Origin of the sequence: Vibrio sp. FF266 (assembly GCF_041439695.1) — a bacterium.
GTDB lineage: Bacteria > Pseudomonadota > Gammaproteobacteria > Enterobacterales > Vibrionaceae > Vibrio > Vibrio tasmaniensis_A.
Genome location: NZ_JBGOOO010000075.1, coordinates 1 through 6,482, shown reverse-complemented (window position 1 = coordinate 6,482; position 6,482 = coordinate 1). Strand labels below are relative to the sequence as shown.

Sequence of the window (6,482 nt, the reverse complement as noted above, 5' to 3'; positions counted from 1 at the left end):
TGTACCTGCCTAACTCTACGATACGTTTCTTCCATCAACTCACGGTTCGACGGCCTTTCATCGTCACTGTCATTCAGTTTAATACGCAATGCCAATGTCAAAAGCTGACGAATCGCATCAGCATCAGTTAAACCTTCTCTCTTTTTAAACTTGCGAAAATCTTGCTCTAGCGGCCCCTTGATTGTGGCTTGTAATACTGTGCTTCTCGCCATTTTTAGATTTTCTCCCACCAAATTTGGTTAATACGATTTAATGTACATTTAAATACGATACCATATTATCACAACCTAACAATCGCTCACAAACAAAGCCAGAAAAGGGCTAAATTGAAATCAAATACAAATACACTCACTTTCAAATCAAATAGCCTGTAAACCTTACCATGCATGGGTTAAATGGATATTAAATACATTTAACATATTTTTAAATACGATTTCAGCGGCTAATTAGTTGAGATTTTGAAAATTTTTTACACTCTACTCCCCCTTTATCATTAAATATAACTTTTTGTTTTTATTGTCTTTATATCCTTAACAGACAACCATTCGCATTGAAATCAATGCGCCGTGGTGTGTGGCGGTAAACTGAAAGCGCAGGGGCACTAAATAAATTCTTTTTCTTTGGTTCGTATTTTCGCTAAGAGGTTGAATTATCCATAAAAAAAGCCCCTATTGAAAGGGGATGGGGTGTATATTTGACCACACTACTTTTGAATTAACGTCCAATTTTCTTCTTACAGGGGCACTTTGTTAGGAAAAACGCACGCGAAAAAAGTATTGTCAGATGTCAAAATAGTTTGTTCGATTCCAATAAAGTTTGATCACTTTTTGGCTTTAAATCCGTAATTAGCTAGGCACGAGTTATCTAATTTCTGCCCCATTATAAGGTAGACCTTTTACTCATTCACACCTTGTTAATGTGTGTTTCCCCTAATAAAAGTTATCTGACATTAGCAGTTGTCAAAGTTATACGACACAAAAGACATCATCGTGTTGCTTTTTGGCTTGGTATATCGTTTCTATCATTACTCAAGTGATGTAATACTCTCAACTTTAAAATGATAGTGATGTGCGTGACTTTAATCACAAATTTGAGTGCGAGATAAACCTATAGAAAAGTGAAAAACACATGCGATAAAGCCAATTGATTTGCTAGTCTAGTTACATTGATTGGCCTTCATGTCTTTAAAGTCGATTATTCAATCGTAGTGACCATTCATTTCCACATTACCTATTCAAATCGCCCAGAGATAAAATAATAGGCTCTAAATAATCACTGGGCCCACCATGAATCAAGAGCCACCAAGAGATATTCTTAAGCCTACTTCAAAACCCTGCTCTCGAATTGGTTGGGTAGTGGAAGTTCATCCAGAAAAGAATCGAGTCAAAGTAGATTTTGAGCATAACCCATTTTCTCAACCTCTCTGGGCGTCAATAGGCCGTGCTTTTACTCAGTCAGAAATTTTTATGGCCATCGATAATAAACTCGATTGCCGAATCTCTTTTCTATCCGAAGATCTTACCATTCCAACATTGGTTGATATCTATATTTCTTTGCTTGAAGAGCAAGAGCTTGTTGTTAAAGCAAAGAGGATAACCCTTGATGCAGAGGAAGAAGTGCTTATTGGCTCTGGGACGACACAAACCAAATATAGTGGAACGGATGGCCGTATCACTACAACAGCCAAGCATCTTAGTAGTAGCGCTGAAAAAATTCATAAGATCCAGGGCGCTAAGGTAAAACTCAACTAATCCACTTAATCTAAGTAGGACATATTAATGGCAGTTACAATAAGTGCAAATGGACTCAGTGTTGTCCATAAAGGCTCGGGAGGAGAGGCGAATGCTACCCTGCCTGATGTGTGCCTTACTACAGTCGGTAAACCTGTTGTACCAATCCCTTATGGAAATAACGCGAAGTCGGCAGATTTAGTGGAAGGCACTACGACAGTCACAGCAGATGGCGGAAACAGTATTGCTTTAAAGGGCAGTAAGTTTGCCAAGAGCACAGGCGATGCGGGCGGGGACAAGAAAGGCGTAGCATCGGGTACGATAGAGGCCGAGGCCGAGTTCATTTCCGCATCACCGAGTGTCATCATCGAAGGGAAAGGCGTGGCTAGGTTGTCAGACCAAATGACAATGAACAAGGGCAACACCATGTGCCTAGGTGGGGTTCAAAACCCTGCTGTCACGGTCACTGAAGATGAAGACGGCACTTACACTGTCTACATCAAGGCTCGATACCCGGATGGTGTACTTCTTAAGAACGCAGATTTTGACATTACCGATGTCTCTGGTGGTGCTCTGTCTCCTGGTCACTTTGATAACTCTGGCAAAAGCAAAGTATCAGGCTTAAAGCCGGGTCAAATCAAAATTCTGGTTAAAGAAAGTACGGATGAGTTTATTGCTACCCCGGTTCGTTTAACCAACCCACACTACCTACCCGATTACAATGATGATGACTTCTTTGATAGGTCTGCTCAGGGACAGCAAACCTTCTGGCACCCGAATCGTATTGCCCCGCCAGTAGAAGGCTGGGGAACCATGGGACCTAGCCTCACCGCTGACCGATATTTTGCCGATATTGTGGAAGCAGAAACGAAAGCCCACTTCGAGTTTAGACACCCTGATTTTCATTTCAGCGTATTGTCAGAATCGCTAATCGCGGGAATTGATAGTCTCTCTGATACGAGTTTTGATAGTGTACTGGCGAACGGGTTACCAATGGTGATGGAAGAAGGGGAAATTTTCTCCGTCTTATTTCGTTTACCCAAGCATGAAACCGCAGATCGTATGCTGGCTTACATGCGAGCTCGTGGTAAAGGTAATCCTCAGGTTTTCATCAATAACTACCCTTGGGATAAGGCTAAGAATATACTCAACTCTGAACTAGAGAGTCTACTTAGTAAGATAAAAGGGCGTGTGGAATCTCTTAAGTCCGAAGCTAGTCGGTTGAATTATGATTACTTGTCGTCTGATATCTATAAAAAGCATGTGAGTACCATTGATACCTATGCTAAAAAATTGTCCGATAACCTCAGCCAAGCTTTCAAGCGTATGGAAAATAAAGCTAGTCAACTTATGGATGATGTGTCAGATGTCTCGGTCATTCAAGCGCCTGATCATGTTTACTCTGCCGAAGCAGGGACTATCGAAGTAGTCGTGAATGCGATACCGAAAATAGAGTTAGAGGAGCAGAAGTGGATTAAGATCCGTGCCGTTCACGATGACCTGTGGGGAACGCCTGTTTACGCTAAAAACCTCAAAGTGATAGCCAATGGCTCCGTTCCCCATAAAGACAAATTGGATCTCAATCCATTGCCGCAAAGAAGTACGGCCTCAGAAACTATGGATCTGGCGTTAGAGACCCAGAAGACAGAGGGAGGTGTAGTGGTGGTCGATGATCTCAAGCCCAACACAGACTCTGTCACTATCGAGTATGAAGGTGAACCAGGCATTGAAGATAAGATTGTAAAACAACAGGAAGCTATCGAGACTTATTTGGACGGCCTTTTAAACACAGTCGCGAAAGATATGACAGGTTTCCAGAAACAATGGAACGAAGAAGGTGTACTTTGTTTGGGTGATGGTGTGCTTGAAGGGGCTAAAGCTTGGGGTGCTGATGTGGTGGAACTTTTCTCTCCCGAAGTCTGGGGCGAGATGGGCCATACCTTAGCAGATGCCACCACCGATGGTTTTGATAAGCTCTATATTTACGCCAATCAAAAATACAATGCATTGGAAAAGTACACCGCCGATGCGATGAAAGGAACGGAAGTTCAGTTAGCTCAAAGTGATTTACCAAGCTGGGTAAAACAGGCGGCTTATATTTCCAGTATGGCGCCTAACTTGCTTATTGCGGCCAGTGTGGATGCGTACGAGAACATTGATGAGGCCATTGATGATGTGCAGCTTTGGTGGAATGAAGGCTCAGACGATATGGCGCGCAAGATTAAGTGTATTGCAAGACACAGAGAAGCGATTTGGAATTTGCCTACGCTCTTTACCAACAACGATGTTAAAGGCGTAGAAAAGTTCGTTGACACTGTTGTGATGGAGTTTGACCCTGAATGGGCAATGGAAATCAAGGAGAGTGAGTTTTTCCCTAAGGCCTTGGCGTTGATTAATGATGACAACAGCATCTTGCCTTTCTTTACATACTTGAACCTGATTATTGAAGCTGTCCCACCTAACTTCTATTTCTACCACGTGGGTAAAGCAGCTGCGTATATTGCCATTGAAGTGGTGTTAACCATAGTGATTGGTTTGCTAACTGGGCCAGCAGGGGCAGCCGCCAGAATTGCGACGGTTACAGCGAAGTTTACCATGGGCGTTAAAAAGGTTGGTGCAGCCTCTCATGCCGCACAAGCACTAGAAACCTTTACCAGCACCGTCGATGGTTTAGTCGACATCTTGCCAGATTACGACAAGTTAGCGGGCCATTTGGCATTGCGCCGTAAGTCCGCCATAGCAGACAAACGGGTTAATAGTACCGCTCAAGTGGAAGAGAAACATGAGCCTAGAAAGGGTAAATGTCGACTGTGTAAGAGTGAAGAACATAAAACGCCTCGGTTGTACCGGGGTGAAATCGAATATGTATAGGATAAGTTATCTATGGGCACACTGATGAGTCAAGAGGCGGCAGAATCGGATTTCGTCGATGGTATGATTGAGAAAAAAGGCTATCGTAAGCGCTGGGTAAACAACGTAAAAAAATTATCTGAGCACCCTTATAATAATGGTATCCATATGGATACCCATCATATTATTTCGGCAGAAGCAGTAAAACACAGTGAGCTGGGTGAAAACCTAGTCAACAAAGGCTACGACATCAACCAGTTATCGAATTTGGTCGGCTTTCCTGCTACTTTGCCGGGTGCATGTCAACTCCATTGCCAATTACACCGCGGCGATCATATCTTTAGCCGACCTAGGGAAGAACCTTATCATCGTTACGTTTCTGGAGAGTTGAGAGATCCAGAGATAAGAAAAAAGATTAAAGACTGCTATGGAAAGACTAAGAAAACAGAAACCGAGTCAGAGATACATAAGCTGCTCGACCCGATTAGTCGTAAAGTGCTAAAGAAAATCAACAAAATTGAAAGAGGGCAATTTTTTTCATTACCGTTGACCAAAATTTCCCAATACTTTATTCCAGGAGGACCCGGCTGCGCCTGCCAATTCGATATTATCAACGCACAAACCAATCCTGATAACTATTGCAACAGTGACCGGCTTCACTATCAACTGGGCGAAAGAGATGGCAAAGACAAGCGCTATCAAACCAGTAGTTCCCCATGGAACACCAAAACGATCACGTACCAAAACACCAGATGGATACCCAAGGTAGGACAATGAGCCAATACAACGACCAATACTATATTGTTTTCGAAAATTATGATGAAAATACTTTGTACCTAAAGCCTCAAAAGCATTCAGCCATGAGGGATTACGAATACACCAAGCTAAGTGGTGATGAGCCAATGCTTTTTGAAAACTGCTATCGTGATGAAGATTTGGTTCGAGGGGTTTCTAGGCCAATTAAAAAGGCTCACTTAGACTCAACCTACCCAGTATTTTCTGATGAAATTAAACAATCTCTTGGTAATATAGACAATGCATGTTGTCAGGTTTACCCCAGCGTGATCGTAGATGATCATGACAAATATCATGAGGGCTATTGGGTGTTTAATGTATTTGAGAAAATGGATGTTTTGAATCTAGAAAAGTGTCAGATTGATGATTATGACCCGGAAGATACTAGACACACAATTGAGCAGTACTATTTGGATGATAACAAGTTGTCTGCGATGCCAGAGAAAGAACGCTTGGTCTTTATGCCAAAATTCAGCGATTACCCTCATATTATTGTTCATGAGAAAGTAGTAAAAGCGTTCAAGAAACAAAACGTGGATACGCTTAACTTTGTAAAAGTCTCTGATTGGGTAATGGGCCTCCAGTTTGTAGAGTCTTAATGGACCAGTGGGCTGCTGAAGGCATTGGGGAAATCTGCATTTATAGCTTAAAACTAGGTATTCAAGAACAATAACTTTATTTGCTGTTTCTGAATATATGTAAACTCCCCAAATAGTACAATTTGATCTGCTTCAGCGATACTGGACAATCACGTAAACAAATTTGCCATACTTTTAATAATTCATGCTTCGCTAAATTAGCAATCTTGCTAAATCGTTTTTGTCCAAGAGTTTCTTTGGTTGAATTTTTACCCTTGGCACTTTCTAGCTCGAAAGTGCCCCGTTATTTGGTAGACCTTTTACTCATTCACCTCCTGTTCATGGGGGTTTGCCCTACTAGAAGTTATCCATTCTTCTAATACTGTTCGTCGTGAATCCCCGTGTTGTATCACGGGAGTAAATTCGACCATATATCAACGCATGTGAACTAAAAAACCCGCTATCGCGGGTTTAATTGTAAGCGCGTCATGAACCCCGCATTCTAATTAACCGGCACGAAGAATAAGAT

General features: G+C 42.0%; 4 protein-coding genes and 1 pseudogene. 4 read left to right on the top strand and 1 reads right to left on the bottom strand.

The features are described 5' to 3' along the window. Positions 1–212: pseudogene (locus ACED59_RS23805) on the bottom strand (hypothetical protein); the annotation flags it as partial. A gap of 1,074 nt (positions 213–1,286) precedes the next feature. Here ACED59_RS23805 and ACED59_RS23800 point away from each other — a divergent pair. From ACED59_RS23800 to ACED59_RS23785, 4 genes are read left to right on the top strand one after another with little or no spacing between them, the layout of a single operon-like run. Next, complete coding sequence (locus tag ACED59_RS23800; protein WP_017097876.1) at positions 1,287–1,751, top strand: hypothetical protein; 465 nt, start codon at positions 1,287–1,289, stop codon at positions 1,749–1,751. A 27-nt stretch (positions 1,752–1,778) separates the two neighbouring features. Beyond that, positions 1,779–4,601 (top strand): PAAR-like domain-containing protein, encoded by a 2,823-nt coding sequence (locus ACED59_RS23795; RefSeq protein WP_102258471.1) that lies wholly within the window; start codon positions 1,779–1,781, stop codon positions 4,599–4,601. Between the two features lie 12 nt (positions 4,602–4,613). After that, on the top strand, positions 4,614–5,357 hold the full coding sequence (locus tag ACED59_RS23790) for an AHH domain-containing protein (RefSeq protein ID WP_017097878.1): 744 nt from the start codon (positions 4,614–4,616) through the stop codon (positions 5,355–5,357). After that, a complete protein-coding gene (locus ACED59_RS23785; protein WP_017097879.1) occupies positions 5,354–5,974 on the top strand; it encodes an imm11 family protein in 621 nt (206 codons plus the stop codon). The genes ACED59_RS23790 and ACED59_RS23785 overlap by 4 nt, the downstream gene beginning before the upstream one ends. The last annotated feature ends 508 nt before the right edge of the window (positions 5,975–6,482 follow it).

What these genes read in the sequence shown, in the direction of transcription:
- ACED59_RS23800 (WP_017097876.1), top strand. Translation starts at nt 1,287, where the DNA reads ATGAATCAAGAGCCACCAAGAGATATTCTTAAGCCTACTTCAAAACCC.
- ACED59_RS23790 (WP_017097878.1), top strand. Translation starts at nt 4,614, where the DNA reads ATGGGCACACTGATGAGTCAAGAGGCGGCAGAATCGGATTTCGTCGAT.
- ACED59_RS23785 (WP_017097879.1), top strand. Translation starts at nt 5,354, where the DNA reads ATGAGCCAATACAACGACCAATACTATATTGTTTTCGAAAATTATGAT.
- ACED59_RS23795 (WP_102258471.1), top strand. Translation starts at nt 1,779, where the DNA reads ATGGCAGTTACAATAAGTGCAAATGGACTCAGTGTTGTCCATAAAGGC.